Consider the following 17,022-nt stretch of genomic DNA (forward strand, 5'->3'; position numbering starts at 1 on the left):
GTCAGTGAATGGTTCCCAAAGTCGTATGCGCGCTCAGCATGATGATGAGGCGTTCGATCTGGCGCCAGCGGCAATAATGCAGATGATTGCCAACATTACGGCTCTGTACCGCGCGTTCGGCGGCTTCCATGCCGGCTTTGGGACCGAATGTGTCCATTAACGTCGTGGCTTCAGCAACATCCTGCGGTTCGACGTAGAGCGGCAGATACATAAAGACAGCGGCTTTCGATTGTTGTTTTGGGTCGCAGACAGGCCCGGGGGGGGGTGGCCCATCTGCAACGCCTAATTACACATTACGTGTCGCGTTTCCGTCAAAGCAATTGGTTAGCGCAAATTAAGCATGAACATCGGGCTTGCTAGGCTGCGGCACTTGGTGGCAAAGAGCGAATATGTCTGGAACACAAAACAATCAGCCCCGCCTTGCCGGCGGCATTTTCGTCGCTCTCGGTTTATTAATCGGCGCTATTTTGGGTGTGGCATTGGACCAACCCTCCGCCGGATTGGTTATCGGTATGGCGATCGGCAGCCTGATCGCGGTGGTGATATGGTTGTTTGATCGTAAACGAAGCACATAAGGGTCAAAATAATGTGGAAGCACGTTCGCAACATTACGTTGATATTCATTGCGTTGGCGCTTGCTGGCGTCTGGTACATTACGCGCCCTGACGTCGCGCAATTGCCGTTGGATGCAGTGACCGGGCCTAAGCCCAACATCACTGAGGGCCGCGAACAGATTTTCCCGACCATTAAGGTTGCCGAGGTTGACCGCTGGAAAGCCGGCGAAGCACCAATCGCTGCGCCGGGTCTGATTGTCGAGCGCTTTGCGGAAAGCCTCGACCATCCCCGCAACATGTATGTCTTGCCCAATGGTGATGTTCTCGTTGCTGAGACAAATTCCCCGCCGCGCGACGTTGGCGGTATTGAAGGGTTTGTCATGAAATGGCTGATGGGCAAGGCTGGCGCGGGCGTGCCGTCTGCCAACCGCATCACATTGCTGCGTGACGCCGATGGAGATGGCAAAGCGGAGTTGAAAACACCGTTCCTGACGGGGTTGAACTCGCCATTTGGCATGGTGCTGATCCGCGATACTTTGTATGTCGCGAACACCAATGGATTGATGGCCTTTCCTTACAAAACAGGCGACACACAGATTACCGCGAAGGGCAAAGAGCTGACAAAGTTTAATGCACAAGCGCCAAACAACCATTGGACGCGCAACTTGGCTGCATCGCCCGATGGAAAGAAGATTTACATATCGGTCGGGTCAAACAGCAACATTGCTGAACATGGGATAGAATCCGAAAATGGCCGCGCGATGGTGTTCGAATATGACATCGCGAAGGACAAGAAAATTCCATATGCCATCGGTTTGCGTAACCCCGTTGGCCTCGATTGGGATAGCCGTGGGCGCCTGTGGACGGTGGTCAACGAACGCGACATGCTTGGGTCGGATATGGTGCCCGACTATCTTGCCCTTGTGGAGTTTGGTGCCGATTACGGATGGCCGCAGCATTATTGGGGCGGCTTTACCGACCATCGCGTTTCACCACCGAAACCAGAAAAACGGGAATATGAACGTCGCCCTGATTACGCCTTGGGTGCGCATACCGCCCCCTTGGGCCTTGCCTTTGGCTATAAGGGTAAATTGGGTGCGGGACTGACCGATGGTGCGTTTGTTGCGCGCCATGGCTCTTGGAACCGCAAGCCTGTGTCTGGCTATGACGTAATCTTCGTGCCCTTTCCAAAAGGCGAGCCTGCCGGAAAGCCAGTCAACATTTTGACCGGGTTCCTGGACAAAGACGGCAAAGCGCAGGGGCGGCCCACGATGGTTGTTATCGCAAAGGACGGTTCGCTTTTGGTCAGCGACGATGTGGGCAATATTGTTTGGCGGGTTCGGACGAAAAGCTAGGTCCTGACCCTAAATCCGTCGGCCCGCGCGGCCGGCAAGTTCCACTGTGTAATGCCATGCTATGCGGCCCGACCGGCCGCCACGGCTTTGCGCAAAACTTAAGGCATCGGCCTCGTCCCAATCGAGGTCGAAGTGCGCCGCGTAGCTGCCCACCATTTTTAGATAGGCATCCTGATCGGGATATTGAAAACCGAGCTTAAGGCCAAACCGGTCAGCCAGCGCTAAGCTATCATCCACCGCATCACGTCCGCCAGTATCTGGATCCGCGCCATTTTCTCTTTCAACGATGTTCCGACGGTTCGATGTCACGCACAAGCGGACATTGTTCGGGCGGGCTTCAACGCCGCCTTCCAGCAGCGACCGCAACAGACGGGCGCTTTGGTCATTGGGCTCGAAAGAGATGTCGTCGACAAACAGCAGATATCGGCGGCCTGATGCGGCAAGCTCGTCGAATAATGCAGGCATGCTGGTCACGTGGTTCGCCGCCGCCTCGACAAGCGCAATGAAGAAGCCTTCTTCTTGCAACGCCGCGACCACCGATTTGACCAGCGCGGATTTCCCCATGCCGCGTGCACCCCACAAAAGGACGTCGTGCGCTGCCGCGCCCGAAGCATGACGACGGCTGTTTTCGATCAGGTCGGCTTTCTGCCGGTCGATACCAACGATAAGGTCAAGCGGCAGTGGCTTGAAATCATGCACCGGAGCCAATGCCGTGCCGTTCCAATGATAGGCCGGATGGGAAGATAGGTCCGTCGGTGGTGCAGGCGGCGGTGACAGCCGCTCCAGCGCCTCAGCAATGCGTTTGAGTGTGTGATCGTTCAAGCCGCCAAATCCTCGGCATCCAATGCGTAGAGCAAGTCGGCACCGGCCATTGCGCTGCCTTTGAACGCAAAGGCTTCGGGAACCATGATGTCCAGATAATAACGGCAGGCGACAATTTTGGCCTTTAGGAAGGCGCTCGTATCTCCGGCGTCGATTTCTGTTTGTGCGGCCCGCAATTGCTTCAGCATCAACCAGCCTGCAGTCACGACGGACATCATGTTGGTATAGGCATAACTGCCTGCGAGACGACCATCCACGCTTGCGCCCAACATATATTCGGTGACTTCAGCGCATGCTGCGCTCAATGCCGAAAGACCCGGTTGGTCGGTGGCGTCTTGCGAAATGGCCGCGAGATGGTTCCGAATGACATCACCGCCTTGCATTGCCAGCTTCCGCCCGACGAGATCGGCGGCCTGAATGCCGTTGGTTCCTTCATAAATCGCGGCAATACGGATATCGCGATAAAACTGGGCTGCGCCGGTTTCCTCAACAAAGCCCATTCCGCCATGCACCTGAATACCCAACGAGGCGATCTCGCTGCCCATGTCGGTGCCGTAGGTCTTGGCCAGCGGCGTCAGCAGATCAACCATCTCCTGCGCTCCAGCTTCGCCGAGCGTGGCGCGGTCAACATAGCCCGAGGCCAGATAGAGCAAGGCCCGTATCGCTTGCGTGCCCGCTTTCATGCGGAGCAGCATGCGGCGGACATCAGGATGCTCGACAATCGCGACGGACTCGCGCGACGGTCCGCTTGCTTTGGCCGATTGGACACGTTCACGGGCAAACCAGATGGCTTTCTGCGTTGCGGCTTCGGCAATTTGAACGCCTTGCAATCCGACGTTTAGCCGCGCGTTATTCATCATCGTGAACATCGCACGCATGCCGCCGAATTCAGGACCGATCAGTTCGCCAACGCATTCACCCTCTTCACCAAAAGCGAGAACGCAGGTTGGGGAGGCATTGATGCCCATCTTATGTTCGATCGATACGACCTTGATATCATTCGCTTTGCTAATGCTACCATCCTCGGCCACCTGATATTTCGGGACCAGAAACAGCGAGATACCCTTGGTTCCAGCAGGGCCATCCGGCGTGCGGGCCAGCACGAGATGGACGATGTTTTCGGCCATATCATGGTCACCAAAGCTGATATATATTTTGGTGCCTTTGATTTGGTAGGTGCCATCGCCGCGCGGTGTCGCGGTTGATTTCAACGCGCCGACATCGGAACCTGCCTGTGGCTCCGTCAGGTTCATCGTGCCTGACCATTCGCCGGTCGATAGTTTGGGCAGGAACATGTGTTTTTGCCGGTCTGACCCATGGTGGTTGATGGCTTCGATCGCGCCAACCGACAAGATCGGGCACAAGGCAAATGCCATGTTCGCCGCCCCCAAGGAGTCCAGCGCAACAGTCGCCATCGAAAATGGCAGGCCCTGGCCACCGAACGCCGACGGTGCGTTTATTGAGCCCCAGCCATTTGCGACATAGGCTTTGTATGCCGCTACAAAACCTTCGGGCATGACGACTTTGCCGTCTTTCAAACGCGCACCAACGGTGTCGCCTATCCGGTTGAGTGGCGCAAATTCGCCCTCGGCAAAGGCGCCAATGCCTTCCACAATCGCGTGCACCATATCGGGGGTGGCATCGGCGAAGCGTTCATGTTGCGATAAAGCTTCGATACCTACGATATGCTTCAGGACAAATGCTTGTTCAGTAACGGGTGCAGAAAAGGCCATGATCAATAAAAAATCCTGTTAAATCGTGTCGACCAAGGCCTATAGCCGCGAATGATGTTTGGCTCAAATACCTTGGGGAATGGCTGGGTCCTGCCCGCTGATGACGCTGCAATAACGGCGGCGATGGAACTTTTGCGTTCCGGTCAAATCGTCGCGATTCCCACTGAGACGGTATATGGCCTCGCGGCGGATGCCAGCAATGCCGATGCTGTGGCCAAAATTTATACGGCAAAGGGGCGCCCTGACTTTAATCCGTTGATTGTGCATGTTGCCGACCAATCGTCTGCCGAAAGCCTGGGTGATTTCAGCCCGATGGCACATCAACTGGCGCAGGCATTTTGGCCGGGGCCGCTTACGCTGGTGCTACCGCTCCGGCCTGGCGCCGACATTGCCGGCGCCGTCACGGCGGGGTTGCCGACAATTGCATTACGCTGCCCCGCGCATCCCGTCATGCAGGCGCTGCTGAAAAAAACCGGCCTGAACATTGCCGCACCGTCCGCCAATAAAAGTGGCGGTATAAGCCCGACCCGTGCCGAACATGTGCTTGCGGGGCTTGGCAGTGCGGTTCCGATGATCTTGGATGGCGGGCCTTGTTCTGCGGGACTCGAATCCACGATTGTTGCGGTGCGCGAGCATGGTTGGCAGATTTTGAGACCGGGGCCAGTCACCGCGGCGGATATTGAGCGTGTTCTGGGGACGAGGCCCTTGGCGGCGTCGGGCGATAATATTGAAGCGCCGGGCCAATTGGCGAGCCATTATGCACCGTCAAAGGCTGTGCGCCTAAACGCGATCCGAGCAGAGCCGGGCGAATGGCACATCGGGTTTGGGGCAATGGAGGGCAATGATAATTTGTCCGAGCCAGGCGACCTAGCGCAGGCCGCCGCCAATTTATTTGACGCCCTACACAGGGCCGATGCGAGCGCCGCATTATCTATATCGGTCGCGCCAATACCGCACGAAGGGATTGGCGTTGCGATTAACGACCGGCTGCAGCGGGCATCGATTCGGTGAAGTGGGCTGCTGGCATCCTGTTAAGTCCGTCGAACTAGAAAAATAAGTTGCATATCAAAATGCTATTTCATCCCGGCGCGCTCTCGCCTATCGAGTGATGTATAGCAGTGCAGGGGAGAGCAAATTGCCTACATCGAAGAGATTTTTGATTGGGCTTTTGCCGATCGTTGCACTTGCCGGCTGTGGAGAGGCATCGGACAGCAAAAAGGCTGCGGTCGAAACAGCACAGGTTGTGCGCGTGTTCACCGTGGAAAAGGAAAACCTTCAGCGTGAAATTAGCGCGGTGGGAACGGTGCGGTATCGGCGGGAAACACCGCTTGGCTTCACTACCCCAGGAAAAGTGGCCGTTGTTCGCTTTGAAGAAGGTGATTTCGTCAATCGTGGCGCATTATTGTCGGCGTTGGATGCGACGACTGTTGGCGCTGACGTGAGCGTGTCCGTCGCTGAACGGGATCGTGCACGCGCGGAGTTTGAACGCGTGCGTGCATTATATGCGGATGGCTGGATAACCAAAGCGCGTTTTGAAGCGGCCGACGCTGCGGTAAAAGCCGCCGACGCCCGCGTCCGGCAAGCTGGCTTTGTGCGCAGCACCGCGCAGCTTTATGCGCCATCAAGCGGCGTCGTTTTGCAACGCAATGTCCAGCCGGGACAAGTCATCGCGGCGGGTATGCCAGCGCTCATTCTGGGCGAAGCCGATGAGGGCTTTGTCTTTCGCGTACCCATAGTCGACCGTGACGCATCAAAATTGCGCGTGGGCATGACGGCGGACATCATGATCGAGTCCGCGGGCGATGGGCCTGTTTCTGCAACCATTTCGGAAATCGATGGTCGCGCGAATGAAGCAACGGGGGCCTTCACCGTGCAATTCCGGCTACCCTCGCGCGCAAATTTGCGTTCGGGACAAATTGGAACGGCGAATATCAAGCTTCCTGCTTTGGAAAGCGGAGATCTGTTGCAGATTCCCGCGAGTGCATTGTTCGGGGTCCGCACCGGCGAAGGCCTCGTGTACATTGTCGCAAAAAACAATCGCGTCGAAACACGTAATGTCGCGATTGAACGTGTGTCTGACACATTCGTCACTGTGTCCGGGGGCATAAAGCCCGGGGACAAGATTGTGACGTCTGGTTTGGAAAAACTGCGAACAGGGTCGCCTGTTCGCATTATTGCGACGCAGCCTTAGCATATGCATGTCGCCGAAATAGCCATCCGCCGGTGGCAACTGACCTTAGTGCTTTTTACGCTGCTGTGCGCGCTTGGATTCTCCGCATTCCAACAGGTGCCACGCGCCGTTGATCCGCATTTCTCGATGCCCGTCGTGTCCATCGTTGCGGCGCAACCGGGTGCGGATGCAGCGGAAATTGAGCAGACGATTACCAAGCCAATCGAAGAGCTGGTTCAGGGTTTGGAAGACGTCCAGAGCGTAAATTCGACAAGTAGTGATGGCAACGCCGTCATTCGGGCGGAATTCGACTGGTCGGGCGACCCTGACCAATATTTCAACGACACCGTTCGCGAAGTGACGGCCATCCGCAGCCAACTTCCGGCCGACCTGCAAAAGCTGCAGTTTGAGAAAATTCGAACGACGAATGCATCCATTCTGCAAATCGCTTTGCTGAGCGAGACGGCCAGTTGGTATCGCATGGAAAAATATGCGCGGGATATCAGCGAGGCATTGGGGCGGTACAAGGAAGTCCGGCAGTCGGAAATTTATGGGCTGCCGCAACCCGAAATAAGCGTCGCCATCAACCCGGGGCGTTTGGCCGAGCTGCGCATTCCCGCAAACGCCGTGGTCGACGCAATCCGCCTTGCAGGTGCCGATGTTCCAGCAGGTGCAGTCACTAGTGGCGCACGCCGTTTTAACATCGAAGCAGGGGGCGCGTTTCGCGACCTTGATAGAATACGCAATTTGCCCATCCGCACCAATGATGGGACCTTATTGCGCGTCGGCGATGTCGCGGACATTAAAATGGGGTCGGCGGAACAGCGCGTAAAAGTAAGCCATAATGGCCAGCGCGGGCTATTTATTTCGGCCAACCAAAAACAGGGCACCGATGCGACCAAGCTTCGGAACCGTTTAATCCAAGAGCTTGAGATTCAAAAGAAGCTGCTTCCGCCCGATATAAAGGCTGTCGTTCAGTTTGATCAGAGCCGGGACATTCGCAAGCGTCTCGCAGAACTTGCGCGCGATTTTACCCTAGCGCTGTTTTTGGTGCTGATTACGCTGCTGCCCTTGGGCTGGCGCGCCTCGGTGATTGTCATGATATCGATCCCGCTGTCGGTTGCTTCGGGGTTGCTGGCGATTTCGGCATATGGATTTAACCTTAGCCAGCTTGTGGTCGCGGGCTTCATTTTGACGCTTGGTTTGTTGGTCGACGATTCGATTGTCGTTGTCGAAAACATCGCGCGACATTTGCGGATGGGCAAAGGCAGGAGCGAAGCTGCTATCGATGGCACCAAAGAAATCACCATGGCCGTTTTGGGCTCAACGGGTGTTTTGGTGTTTGCCTTCCTTCCGCTGTTCTTTTTGCCGGAGGGCGCGGGCAAATTCACCCAGAGCTTTATCGCGACAATCGTGTCGACGATTACCGCCTCGATGATCGTATCGCTCACTATTGTCCCATTCCTTGCCAGTCGTATCTTGAAGCGCGAAGAGCATGAGGGCGGCAATCCGTTACTTCAGTGGCTGATGTTGAAGATTGACCGATTTTATCATCCGATGCTGCATTGGGCGCTCGATAGGCCGCGGCGTTCGGTGTGGGGTGCCCTTGCGGTTACGTGCGCGGCATTTCTCTTCATCCCTTTGCTGGGTTTTAGCTTATTTCCAAATGCGGACACATCCTATTTCCGCGTCACGGTGGAAGCGGAACAAGGCGCCAGCATTGCAGAAACGGGCCGCATCGTTCGCCAAGTTTCGGAGATTTTGAAGACCGAGCCCGCGATAAAAGTGCGCGCGGAAAATGTCGGGTCATATAATCCGCCTGTCTTTTACAATGTTTTCCAACGCGGCGAAAATCCGGCCCATGGTGAAGTATTGGCAATCATGGACAATTGGGAGGGCTCCAAATCCCGGGCAATGGTCGACCGGCTGCGTAAGAAATTCGACGAGATATCTGGCGCGCGCATTAAGCTGGTCTTGTTCCAAAATGGCGCGCCGATAAACGCGCCCGTTGAATTCCGGGTATATGGGCCCGACCAAGACGAGCTGAAACGTATCGCAGCAAAGATGGAGTTGGCGCTCCGCGAAACGCCCGGGGCCAGAGACATCAACAATCCCGTCGCTTTTGACCGCATTGACCTTGATATCCGGGTCGATGACGCAAAAGCAGCCCTGTTGGATGTGCCGGCAGGCGCCGCACGCCGGGCGGTCCGACTTGCTATCAGCGGTGAGCGTGCTGGCACATACCGGGACGAGGAAGGCGACAGCTATCCCATCATTGTGCGGCACCCCCTAACCGATACCCAGCCCATATCGGTTTTGGAATCGATCTATGTGTCTAACCGAAGCGGGCAGGCCGTTTCATTGGCTGAAATTTCCAATCCGACTTTGGAATCAACGCCGGCTGCAATCTACCGCTATAATCTGCAACGCAACGTCAGCGTGACCGCGCAGGTGTCCGACGGTGCGGTGATTTCCAAGGTGAACTTGGACGCGCAGAAGAAGATGGACGCCATTCCGTTGAAGCCCGGATATAGTATCGCGGTCGGCGGTGAGGCGGAAAAAATCAACGAGACATTTGCCGGTTTTGGCCCGGTCGTCATTGTTGCCCTATTTAGCATTTTCGCCATTCTGGTGGCCGAATTTGGCCGGTTCAAAGAGGCATTGGTTGTCGCGGGCGTCATTCCATTGGGTACGTTCGGTGGTATCATCGCGCTTCTTGTTACTGGCAACAATCTCTCATTCTTGGCAGTGATTGGTTTTATCGCGCTCATCGGGATCGAAATTAAAAACTCGATCCTGCTGGTCGATTTCACCAGCCAATTGCGCGCCAGCGGCTATGCGCTGCGTGAAGCCATTGAAAAGGCCGGAGAGGTCCGTTTTCTTCCGGTGCTGCTGACATCGGTAACGGCCATTGGCGGACTTATGCCACTCGCGCTTTTTGGCGGAAGTCTTTACGGCCCGCTGGCGATTGTATTGATCGGGGGGTTGATTTCTTCGACTGTGCTATCACGTATCGTCACACCAGCCATGTATCTGCTGGTGGTACGCGGGGATGTCGCGAAGGCGCCGGACCGCATTCAAGTTCAAGGATAAGCACATGTCACATGATGAAGCGATTTTCGCCGGAGGTTGTTTCTGGTGCACCGAAGCTGTTTTTGGCCAGCTGAATGGCGTGCACAGCGTGCAAAGCGGATATATTGGCGGGACCACGGTTGACCCCACATATAAAGAGGTTTGCGGCGGTCAAACCGGGCATGCAGAAGCCATCCGCATTGCCTTTGATGCCGAAATCATCAGCTATGCCGATTTGCTTGAGATATTTTTTGCAACGCATGATCCGACACAATTAAACCGTCAGGGGAATGACGTCGGGACGCAATATCGGTCGGCCATTTTTCCGTTGAACGATGATCAACGTGCTGCCGCCGAAGCCGGCATTGCAAAAGCCGCCGCGGACTGGCCAGCGCCTATTGTCACCGCGATTGAAGGCCCTGCGACTTGGTACCCTGCCGAAGATTATCATCAGGAATATTGGGAAGGAGAAGGTCAGCGGAACGCATATTGCCTGGCTGTCATTCCGCCCAAATTAGCAAAGCTGAAAAAGGGATTTGCCGAACGGATCGCCGGTTCAGCATAGACAATCCCAATTGGCGCGCTAAGCATAAGTCATGCCCCATAAACCTGTTCGAAAAGCCATATTTCCTGTCGCTGGTCTTGGCACCCGCTTTTTGCCAGCGACAAAGGCCATTCCAAAAGAAATGCTGCCGATAGTCGATAGCCCGCTCATCCAATATGCGGTCGATGAGGCGCGTGAAGCGGGTATTGAGCAGATGATATTCGTGACGGGTCGCTGTAAGAGCGCAATCGAAGACCATTTCGATATCGCGTTCGAACTTGAGCATACAATGTTAGCGCGTGGCAGAGACACATCGGTGTTGGCGAGCTCACGCCTGACACCCGGAAACTGCGTGTATGTTCGGCAACAGGAACCACTGGGTCTTGGACACGCCATCTGGTGTGCGCGCGACATCATTGGTGATGAGCCTTTCGCCATATTCCTTCCCGATGAATTTATGCATGGCTCGCCGGGATGTATGAAGCAGATGGTTGACGCTTATCAGAACATTGGCGGCAATGTTATCAGCGTGCTTGAAGTGCCCCGCCACGCGGTATCCAGCTATGGCGTTATTGCCCCCGGCGAGTCCCGCGGCGCGATTACGGAGGTGCTTGGTCTCGTTGAAAAGCCAAAGGTTGAGGACGCGCCATCGAACCTGATTGTTTCGGGTCGCTATATCCTTCAGCCCGAAGTGATGCATATTCTGGAAGGCCAAGAAAAAGGCGCTGGCGGTGAGATCCAGTTGACCGATGCCATGGCGCAGATGCTCGGTAAGCAACCTTTCCATGCCGTCACATTTGACGGAAATCGCTATGACTGCGGATCAAAAGTAGGTTACATCGAAGCTAACTTGGCTGTAGCGTTGCAAAGAGCTGATATGGCCGAAGAAGTTCGCGCCATTGCGGTCAATTTGTTAAAATAGGCCTGTTGCACGAGATATTGGGGGTTTTGAAATGCGTTTGATTGTTTGTGCTTTGCTGTGTGTGCTCCTCCAAGGATGCGTTGCTTCGATCGTGTCGGATGTTACGAACGCACCGATGAAAGCCGTTTCAAAGACGTTAGATGTTTTGACGACCAGTCAAGCGGAAGCTGATGAAAAACGCGGCCGTGAAATGCGTAAACGCGACGAAGCTCTTGGTAAGCTCAGCCGTAAACGTGCCAAGGAGAATAAACGCTGTGCCGACGGTGATCGAGGCGCCTGCAAAAAGGCAGCGGACCTGAGCGAACAGATTGAGCGGGAAAAGAATCGCGCACGGTAAACGCGTTTGTCTGCCAACCGGTAATGGCTGTCGACCAACGGCCAATTTGCATCAAAATTGCAACTCGTCGATTTCTAAGCTTTTTGGTCGAACGCAGCTTTCGCCCAAGGCCTGCCGTCCGTTAACGCACCGGCATAGACCGATGGGGAAGATGCCCGCGGGTCTCGTGGAGGGTTAATGCGCGTTTTTGAACTCCGTCTGGCACTGTTGACGTCGGCTATGGCTGCGATGGCTGTACCGTCTCAAGCTGTTGCCAATGACAGCGCCGCAAATGCCGAGGCATCTTCAGTTCGGGCCGGCAGTCGGCAATTCACACCCGATTTTTTCACAACTTACGCCCCCGTTACTGCGTTGGATATGGTGAATCGCATCCCGGGATTTTCCATTAGTGAAGGAGAAGGGCGTCGTGGCTTTGGCGAAAATGCCGGTAATGTTCTGATCGATGGAGATCGGCCATCCACAAAATCCGATGACATATGGACGATGCTGTCCCGGATTCCGGCAAGTCAGGTCGAATATATTGAGCTGTCTGAGCAGGCCGGCGCTGACACCGAAACCCAAGGGCAAGGACAAGTCGTCAACATCGTCCGTAAGCGGACGGCAAAGGTCAGCGGTACCTATGAAGGGTCGATCGTTGCTGGAACCCGTTATGGGTTCCAGCCATCGGTGAATGCGTCGGCAACGCTGCGGCGGGGCGAAACAAGCTATGAATTGAACGTGTCATCTTATTCTGAACGGGTCTACGGATTTGGTCCTGAAGAATTTAAGACGGGATCGGCTGTCTTGCTGGAACGACGCTTTTACACTGGCAAAGGCGGATATGACCAAGCTGCCCTTGGTGGCGCCGTCAAAACCAAATTGGGTGAGAGCAAGGTAAACCTCAATGGCCAAGTGCGTTGGAGCGACAGCTTTGACATTCGGAAGGGCAACTATTTCAACGGTTCCGGTGTTGACATCGCTGATGAACTTTTGCTGCGCGATGGTCCCATTAGCGATGTAAATTATGAAATTGGCGGTGACATTGAGTTTTCTGCCTTGCCCAAGACGAAAACCAAAATCGTAACGCTTTATCGTTCAGGGCAGGAAAGCAATAATAGCAGCATCGAAATTGCCCGTATGGGCCAGCCGGTGACGTTGTTTGAAACGCGCAGCCGCAACACGCCCACAGAAGCCGTTGTGCGCATCCAGAATGACTGGAGTGGGCTAAGGAGGCATGCCGTCCAATTCGGCGCTGAGATGGCTTATAATCGCCTTGATGCACGTTTCAGTGTGGCCAATTCGGTCGCCGGTGCCGTGACCAGTTTCCCGGCATCAGATGTCCTTGTTCAAGAAACGCGGTTTGAACCATTTGTCAGTGACGTATGGACGATTGGCCCATCTTGGAAAATCGAAGCAGGCGCCATTGCAGAATTTTCCAAGCTGACCTTGTCGGGGGACAGTATGGCGGAGCGGAGCTTTCAATTTATCAAGCCCCGCGCAATTGCGACGTGGACAATCAATCCGCAAACCACCTTGGAGTTACGCGCCGAGCGTCAGGTGGCGCAGCTGAACTTCAATGAGTTTGCGACGTCGGTCGATGTGACCGTCGGCAATCAGGTGGACGCTGGCAACGCAGACCTTGTGCCCGAAAAAACAACGACTTTCTCCGGCCTTATCCGTCACAAGTTTCTGGAACGCGGAAGTATTCAGTTCCGTGGTGATTATCAGTTGGTTGACGACACCGAAGATCTTGTGCCCATCACTGTCCGTGACAGCAATGGGAACATTACAGCGCAATTTGACGGCACCGGGAACATCGGCAAAAGCAAGCGATGGAATGCCGAGCTGGAGATAACATTACCACTGGATTGGCTTACCCGGCCCATTGGGTTCGCGGGCATCGAAGCGAAATATATTGGTCATTATCACGGGAGCAAAGTGACCGACCCCGTTACTGGCCTGAACCGTCGTATATCCCACCGTCCATTGTGGCACCAACAATGGGATATCCGTTATGATATGGCCGACCTTGGTCTTGTTTTCGGCGCGTCCTTCAGCGTCCAGGAACCCAATTACGCCTATTTCTTCAACGAGATCCGGCGTCAGCATGAGGGCAAGCAATCGACGCTGTTTATCGAATATAGCAAGTTCAGCCTAGGGACATTGCGTTTCCAAGTGACCGATATGGCGGGTTTCCAACGAGACCGGTTTATTTATGCGGGAACGCGGGCATCGGGAGGGCTTGATCAAATCGTCAATCGGACACGCAGCCTTGATCCGTTGCTTCAATTGACGTTGTCCGGTAAATTCTGATTATTCGCTGCGCAACGCTTCAATCGGCGAAAGGCGTGATGCCCGGATAGCGGGGTAGCCGCCAAATAGGATGCCGATAACTGCGGAAAACGCGACAGACATCAATGCAGTGTCCAACCCGACCGGGGCAGGAAAGTCGGCCACTTGCTGAAAAACCGCTGCAGCGAGCACGGCCAAGGTTAGGCCGATAGCGCCGCCGATGACGCACAGCACAGCGGCTTCAACGAGGAACTGGTTACGGATGTCGCTGCGCTTTGCGCCCAATGCCATGCGAAGGCCGATTTCGCGTGTGCGTTCGGTAACGCTGACCAACATGATGTTCATGATACCGATGCCGCCCACCAGCAACGATATGGACGCGATGGCGACCAAAACGGCCTGAAATATTTGCGTTACTTGACCGGTGGTCTCGGCAATTTCAGTGGTTGTGCGCACAGTGAACGGGCTAATTCTTCCTTTGGGTACGCGGTAGCGGTCGCGCAACATGCGTTTGATTTCCTGCTGCCCCGCGAGCAGTGAATCTTCATCCTCGAAACCGACAAACAGCAGTGTCACATCGTCCGGCCCCTGCATCGCCGTCGTCTGCAGCCGCTGGCGCAGCGTCGTGATCGGCACGACAATTTGGTCGTCATTGTCATTGCCCAGATTGCTGCCCTTGCTTTCGAGCAAACCAATTACCTTAAAAGGGACGCGATTGATGCGCACGGTTTCGCCCACAGGATTTGCATCCGCGAACAGCTTGTCGGCGACTGTCTGTCCAATCACGACAACACGTGCGGCCGCACCGACATCGCCATCGGTCAGAAAACGGCCTTCGGACGCGGTGACGTTGGACACAATGCCATATTCGGGCGTGGCGCCAGTCGCTTGTGTGGTGGCGCTGCGGCCCGGTGTGACCAGTTGGACGCTGCTGCGGATCTGGGGTGCGACAGCGCTCACGCCGGATACCTGACGCAAAATGGCGCGACCATCGCGCTCGGTTAAGCGGCCGCGGTCTGTGGAGCGTGGCGGGCCGCTGCCGCTGTCGGGCTGCGGCACGACGATGGCCATATTTGAACCTAAAGTCGCGATCTGCTGGGTTACGGAAACCTGTGCGCCATTGCCCACCGCTACCGCCAAGATAACAGAGAAAACCCCGATCATCACGCCAAGCGTGGTGAGGATGGAGCGCATCAAATTGGTGCGCAGCGCCGTCATCGCAATGGCAATATTTACGCCCCAACCAGCAATGGAGTTCAGTAGACTATTCATCCGGCAACCGCGCGGCGTCGCGATTTGACCGCAGCGTCTTCGATGACCCGTCCGTCGCGAAAGACAATGCGCCGCTCGGCATATTCGGCAATGTCCGGTTCATGCGTAACCACGATGAGCGTAATGCCTTCGTCATTTAGCTTCTGAAAAATACCCATGATATCTAGCGATGTCTGGGTATCCAGCGCGCCTGTTGGTTCGTCGGCAAGCAGCATGAGCGGATCGGTGACCAACGCACGGGCAATGGCAACGCGCTGTTGCTGGCCACCCGATAGTTTTGCAGGGGTGTTCTGCAAACGGTTACCAAGCCCCATTGCCTCAAGCTTTGCCTGCGCACGTTCCCGGCGCTCGGTATAGCCAAGGCCAGCGTAAATGAGCGGCACCGCGACATTGTCCAACGCGCTTGTGCGGGCGAGCAGGTTGAACTGTTGAAACACAAAACCAATTTTGCGGTTGCGGATTTCCGCCAATGCGTCGCTGTTGAGCGTCTTTGTATCAATGCCGTCGAGTAACAAGGTTCCGGACGTTGGGACATCCAGACAACCGATCATATTCATGAACGTCGATTTGCCCGAACCGCTGGCACCCATGATCGCAACGAACTCGCCGCGTTTTATGCTCAGCGAAACGCCATTGACGGCGTGCAACACCTCGCCGCCGATCACATAATCTTTGACCAGATCATGCGTTTCAAGAAGCGGCGCTGTCATCTTCGTCCGCATTGTCGTCGGTTTGGGCCTTTGGCTTCAGGGATTTTGTCCGGACGAGGACTTTGTCGCCGGCTTTGATGCCCGAAGTCACTTCCGTATAATCGTCACCTTGTAAGCCGATCTGAATCTGTTTCCTGACCGGGCGATACAGATCGGTTCCTGCCAGATACAAACTAGGCTTGGGCGTTCCCTTTTTTGCGGGTGCCCCTGGCTTTTCTTCTTTCGGTTCGCCCCGGTCCGCCAATTTGGGACGGAAGCGAAGCGCGTTGGTTGGCACGCGCAACACATTGGCCTTTGCGCCAGTGATGATTTCCACGTTCGCGGTCATTCCGGGCAGCAATTTGCCATCTTTATTGTCCACGTCGATGATGACGAGGTAGCTGACCACATTCTGCGTTTCGACGGGCGCTTTGCGGACCTGCCGCACTTTGGCGCGGAATATATCATTGGGGTAACTGTCGACGGTGAAGGTTACATCTTGGCCTTCGATAATCTGGCCGATGTCTGCTTCGTCAACCGATGCCTCAACCTGCATCTTGGTGGTGTCGGCAGCGATTTCGAAAAGGTTCGGCGTCTGGAAACTGGCGGCGACGGTGGTGCCGGGCTCCACCAGTTTATTGATGATAACGCCGCTGGCCGGCGCGACAATCACGGTGCGGTTCAGATCGAGCCGTGCAGAGGACAGCTCCGCCGTGCCTTGGCTGATCTGCGCATTGCCGCTTTGCGTTTGCGCCAGTGCAACCTGCAAGGCGTTGCGCGCGCTGTTAAGCTTGCTTTGCGCAATGTCGAGGCCTGCCTTTGAAACAAAACCGCGCTCGGCCAGCGCACGTTGCCGCGCAAAATCGCGTTCCTGTATTTCAAGCTCCGACCGTGCGCGGGCGACATTCGCAACCGTTTGCTGTAAACCGGCGCGGGCAAGTGCGACTTGCGCTTCGGACTGCTGCACGCGGGCACGCACGCGGGTTGAGTCGATCTCGGCAAGGACTTGGCCTGCCTTCACGGGCGAATTGAAATCGACGTAAACCTTGGTCACTTGGCCAGACACCTCGGTACCGACCTTGATCGTGTTCAGTGCACGTATTTTGCCGCTGGCCGAAACCTTGCGCAAAACTTCGCCGCGCGTGACGGTCTCGCTGACATATTCATAGTCATGCGGGGTAGGGCGAACCATGCGGTAGAGAATGAATAACAGTATCAGCGCGATTATCGCTGACCAGACGCGGTGCCGTTTCACCCAAGCCCGTATTGTTTCAAACATCC

At 55.5% G+C, this 17,022-nt stretch carries 15 protein-coding genes; 9 read left to right on the forward strand and 6 right to left on the reverse strand.

The features are described 5' to 3' along the window. Position 1: 1 nt before the first annotated feature. Entirely contained in the window at positions 2 to 211 is a 210-nt protein-coding gene (locus ACIQZK_RS03060) for a hypothetical protein (protein WP_397574856.1), read from the reverse strand. Between the two features lie 178 nt (positions 212 to 389). Here ACIQZK_RS03060 and ACIQZK_RS03065 point away from each other — a divergent pair, with 178 nt between their 5' ends. After that, positions 390 to 575, forward strand: a complete 186-nt coding sequence (locus ACIQZK_RS03065) for a hypothetical protein (protein WP_397574857.1) — start codon at positions 390 to 392, stop codon at positions 573 to 575. 11 nt (positions 576 to 586) lie between these two features. Continuing rightward, entirely contained in the window at positions 587 to 1,909 is a 1,323-nt protein-coding gene (locus ACIQZK_RS03070) for a PQQ-dependent sugar dehydrogenase (protein ID WP_397574858.1), read from the forward strand. A gap of 9 nt (positions 1,910 to 1,918) precedes the next feature. Here ACIQZK_RS03070 and ACIQZK_RS03075 read toward each other — a convergent pair whose 3' ends face one another. Together ACIQZK_RS03075 and ACIQZK_RS03080 are read right to left on the reverse strand one after the other, a co-directional pair. Further along, the gene (locus ACIQZK_RS03075) at positions 1,919 to 2,731 is read right to left on the reverse strand and encodes an ATP-binding protein (RefSeq protein WP_397574859.1); all 813 of its coding nucleotides are present in this window, start codon (positions 2,729 to 2,731) and stop codon (positions 1,919 to 1,921) included. Further along, positions 2,728 to 4,464: an acyl-CoA dehydrogenase gene (locus ACIQZK_RS03080; RefSeq protein ID WP_397574860.1), complete on the reverse strand. Its 1,737-nt coding sequence runs from the start codon at positions 4,462 to 4,464 to the stop codon at positions 2,728 to 2,730. Before ACIQZK_RS03080 ends, ACIQZK_RS03075 begins: the two co-directional genes overlap by 4 nt. Before the next feature lie 51 nt (positions 4,465 to 4,515). On the opposite strand from ACIQZK_RS03080, the gene ACIQZK_RS03085 reads away from it, so the two are divergent. The 7 genes from ACIQZK_RS03085 (at position 4,516) to ACIQZK_RS03115 (ending at position 13,801) form a co-directional block, all read left to right on the forward strand. Then, positions 4,516 to 5,475 (forward strand): L-threonylcarbamoyladenylate synthase, encoded by a 960-nt coding sequence (locus ACIQZK_RS03085; protein ID WP_397574861.1) that lies wholly within the window; start codon positions 4,516 to 4,518, stop codon positions 5,473 to 5,475. A gap of 97 nt (positions 5,476 to 5,572) precedes the next feature. Then, on the forward strand, positions 5,573 to 6,655 hold the full coding sequence (locus tag ACIQZK_RS03090; protein ID WP_397574901.1) for an efflux RND transporter periplasmic adaptor subunit: 1,083 nt from the start codon (positions 5,573 to 5,575) through the stop codon (positions 6,653 to 6,655). Positions 6,656 to 6,658: 3 nt separating this feature from the next. Beyond that, complete coding sequence (locus ACIQZK_RS03095; RefSeq protein ID WP_397574862.1) at positions 6,659 to 9,727, forward strand: efflux RND transporter permease subunit; 3,069 nt, start codon at positions 6,659 to 6,661, stop codon at positions 9,725 to 9,727. Between the two features lie 4 nt (positions 9,728 to 9,731). Next, complete coding sequence (gene msrA, locus ACIQZK_RS03100) at positions 9,732 to 10,271, forward strand: peptide-methionine (S)-S-oxide reductase MsrA (RefSeq protein WP_397574863.1); 540 nt, start codon at positions 9,732 to 9,734, stop codon at positions 10,269 to 10,271. Positions 10,272 to 10,302: 31 nt separating this feature from the next. Then, positions 10,303 to 11,172, forward strand: a complete 870-nt coding sequence (gene galU, locus ACIQZK_RS03105) for a UTP--glucose-1-phosphate uridylyltransferase GalU (RefSeq protein WP_397574864.1) — start codon at positions 10,303 to 10,305, stop codon at positions 11,170 to 11,172. A gap of 31 nt (positions 11,173 to 11,203) precedes the next feature. Then, positions 11,204 to 11,509 (forward strand): hypothetical protein, encoded by a 306-nt coding sequence (locus ACIQZK_RS03110; RefSeq protein WP_397574865.1) that lies wholly within the window; start codon positions 11,204 to 11,206, stop codon positions 11,507 to 11,509. A gap of 177 nt (positions 11,510 to 11,686) precedes the next feature. Continuing rightward, positions 11,687 to 13,801 carry an outer membrane beta-barrel protein gene (locus ACIQZK_RS03115; RefSeq protein ID WP_397574866.1) on the forward strand — a complete coding sequence of 705 codons (2,115 nt, stop codon included), beginning with the start codon at positions 11,687 to 11,689 and terminating at the stop codon, positions 13,799 to 13,801. Here ACIQZK_RS03115 and ACIQZK_RS03120 read toward each other — a convergent pair whose 3' ends face one another. From ACIQZK_RS03120 to ACIQZK_RS03130, 3 genes are read right to left on the reverse strand one after another with little or no spacing between them, the layout of a single operon-like run. Beyond that, positions 13,802 to 15,052 (reverse strand): ABC transporter permease, encoded by a 1,251-nt coding sequence (locus ACIQZK_RS03120; protein WP_397574867.1) that lies wholly within the window; start codon positions 15,050 to 15,052, stop codon positions 13,802 to 13,804. Further along, entirely contained in the window at positions 15,049 to 15,762 is a 714-nt protein-coding gene (locus ACIQZK_RS03125; RefSeq protein WP_397574868.1) for an ABC transporter ATP-binding protein, read from the reverse strand. The genes ACIQZK_RS03120 and ACIQZK_RS03125 overlap by 4 nt, the downstream gene beginning before the upstream one ends. Next, entirely contained in the window at positions 15,743 to 17,020 is a 1,278-nt protein-coding gene (locus ACIQZK_RS03130; RefSeq protein WP_397574869.1) for an efflux RND transporter periplasmic adaptor subunit, read from the reverse strand. The genes ACIQZK_RS03125 and ACIQZK_RS03130 overlap by 20 nt, the downstream gene beginning before the upstream one ends. Between the last annotated feature and the right edge of the window lie 2 nt (positions 17,021 to 17,022).

Source organism: Sphingorhabdus sp. (genome assembly GCF_044338195.1).
GTDB lineage: Bacteria > Pseudomonadota > Alphaproteobacteria > Sphingomonadales > Sphingomonadaceae > Sphingorhabdus_B.

Bases quoted from the DNA above. Each gene is read 5' to 3' on its own strand.
- ACIQZK_RS03120 (WP_397574867.1), bottom strand. From the start codon at position 15,052: ATGAATAGTCTACTGAACTCCATTGCTGGTTGGGGCGTAAATATTGCC.
- ACIQZK_RS03090 (WP_397574901.1), top strand. From the start codon at position 5,573: ATGTATAGCAGTGCAGGGGAGAGCAAATTGCCTACATCGAAGAGATTT.
- ACIQZK_RS03125 (WP_397574868.1), bottom strand. From the start codon at position 15,762: ATGACAGCGCCGCTTCTTGAAACGCATGATCTGGTCAAAGATTATGTG.
- msrA (WP_397574863.1), top strand. From the start codon at position 9,732: ATGTCACATGATGAAGCGATTTTCGCCGGAGGTTGTTTCTGGTGCACC.
- ACIQZK_RS03060 (WP_397574856.1), bottom strand. From the start codon at position 211: ATGTATCTGCCGCTCTACGTCGAACCGCAGGATGTTGCTGAAGCCACG.
- ACIQZK_RS03115 (WP_397574866.1), top strand. From the start codon at position 11,687: ATGCGCGTTTTTGAACTCCGTCTGGCACTGTTGACGTCGGCTATGGCT.
- ACIQZK_RS03080 (WP_397574860.1), bottom strand. From the start codon at position 4,464: ATGGCCTTTTCTGCACCCGTTACTGAACAAGCATTTGTCCTGAAGCAT.
- ACIQZK_RS03070 (WP_397574858.1), top strand. From the start codon at position 587: ATGTGGAAGCACGTTCGCAACATTACGTTGATATTCATTGCGTTGGCG.
- ACIQZK_RS03130 (WP_397574869.1), bottom strand. From the start codon at position 17,020: ATGTTTGAAACAATACGGGCTTGGGTGAAACGGCACCGCGTCTGGTCA.
- ACIQZK_RS03110 (WP_397574865.1), top strand. From the start codon at position 11,204: ATGCGTTTGATTGTTTGTGCTTTGCTGTGTGTGCTCCTCCAAGGATGC.
- ACIQZK_RS03095 (WP_397574862.1), top strand. From the start codon at position 6,659: ATGCATGTCGCCGAAATAGCCATCCGCCGGTGGCAACTGACCTTAGTG.
- ACIQZK_RS03065 (WP_397574857.1), top strand. From the start codon at position 390: ATGTCTGGAACACAAAACAATCAGCCCCGCCTTGCCGGCGGCATTTTC.
- ACIQZK_RS03085 (WP_397574861.1), top strand. From the start codon at position 4,516: ATGATGTTTGGCTCAAATACCTTGGGGAATGGCTGGGTCCTGCCCGCT.
- galU (WP_397574864.1), top strand. From the start codon at position 10,303: ATGCCCCATAAACCTGTTCGAAAAGCCATATTTCCTGTCGCTGGTCTT.